This window comes from Bartonella queenslandensis AUST/NH15, from assembly GCF_000312585.1.
GTDB lineage: Bacteria > Pseudomonadota > Alphaproteobacteria > Rhizobiales > Rhizobiaceae > Bartonella > Bartonella queenslandensis_A.
In genome coordinates this window covers 1-1,475 of the sequence record NZ_HE998441.1, presented here as the reverse complement: position 1 = coordinate 1,475, position 1,475 = coordinate 1, and the positions used below count along the sequence as shown (strand labels likewise).

1 protein-coding gene is annotated in these 1,475 nt (G+C 41.0%); it reads left to right on the top strand.

Annotation, left to right across the window (positions count from 1 at the left end; genetic code table 11):
* On the top strand, positions 1 to 1,475 hold a 1,475-nt coding region (locus BN338_RS10595), incomplete at both ends, for an autotransporter outer membrane beta-barrel domain-containing protein (protein ID WP_039762601.1).

The following is a 1,475-nucleotide window of genomic DNA, read 5'->3' as shown; positions in this document are numbered from 1 at the left end:
CAGATCATTCTACTTTAGAAGGCAGAGCAAACATTGCACAAGAAAGAAACGTACACTTTGACCTGAAAAATGGTACACAATGGATCTTAAAAAACAGCACACACGAAAAAGATGCTGAGGGTAATCTGCTTGATATTGCTCAAAGATCACGTTCTGATATTTCTGTTCTGGATCTCGAAAACAGTTCTCTTGTTTTTAAAGAGCCAACAGAAAATCATTACCACACATTGCATATAGGCTCTGGAAAACCAGATACCAAAGCCGTCTATAATGCAACAGGCGATGCACAAATTTATTTCAATACAAAATGGACTGATGGTAAGCCAATAGCAGAGCAAGAAACCGATCGGCTTCTCATTCATGGCGATGTTTCAGGCTCCACAACAGTTTACATCAAAAGCGATTTAGGAGATAAAGACAGTGTCATAAATGCTTCTGACTCTTCGAACAGTAGTGGGATTTCACTGATCCAAGTTTCTGGAAAAGCTGATGAAAATTCCTTCAAACTAGCCCATGGCTATATCACAAGAGGTGGCTCTCCTTATAAATATACGCTAACTGGTTACGGATCAGAATCAAGCCATAGCAAAGCGAATATTGAACAAAGTCTCTTTGATGAAAAGGATGAAAATTTCTGGGATTTCCGCTTACATAAAGAGTTTCTTGGCCCTGATTCAACAGTAGAAGCACCTGTAGCACAAATGGCAAGCTATTTGGTCATGCCCAATGCCCTCTTCTATAGTGGATTGACGGATATGGCGAAACAAAATACCTTGTTAGCCAATCTCAGAACGTCTGTCGTAGGAACCCAACAAGAAAAACAGAACGGTTTCTTCTTAGACACCTATGGAAGCACAGGAACTTTATCCTCTGAAAGTGCACCTCGCCAATATGGTTATAGCGGTGCTCATCTTCGCTATGCCGCCCTTCAAGGAGGGGTTAACTTCGCAGCGCTGGAAGGACACAATACCACAACACATCTGGGGCTTGTAGGTACCTATGGACAACTGTCCTTTACCCCAAAAGACATGCAAGATGCTGGGAAAAGCACTCTGGATAAATGGTCACTTACAGCCTATGGAACCATACAACATGACAATGGTTTCTATCTTGATACGCTGTTATCCTATGGTATCATAAAAGGAAAGATCACCAATGCTCTCATTGGTACAACCGCAAAGTTGAAAAATGCCAAAATGCTATCGATCTCCACAACTGTTGGAAAACAATTTGCAACGGGTCTTCAAGGCGTAACGTTTGAGCCACAAGCACAGCTTGCCTATCAACATTTGATGTTTGATACCATTAAAGATGCTGATCATCTGACCATTGATATGCAAAATCCTTCTCAATGGTTGATCCGTGTTGGTGGACGTTTGACAAAAACTATTGCAGCTGAAAACAGCCATCCTATGTCTTTCTATGGAAAAGTAAACTTGATCAAAACCTTTGGTGATGATCAAGCAATCCATATT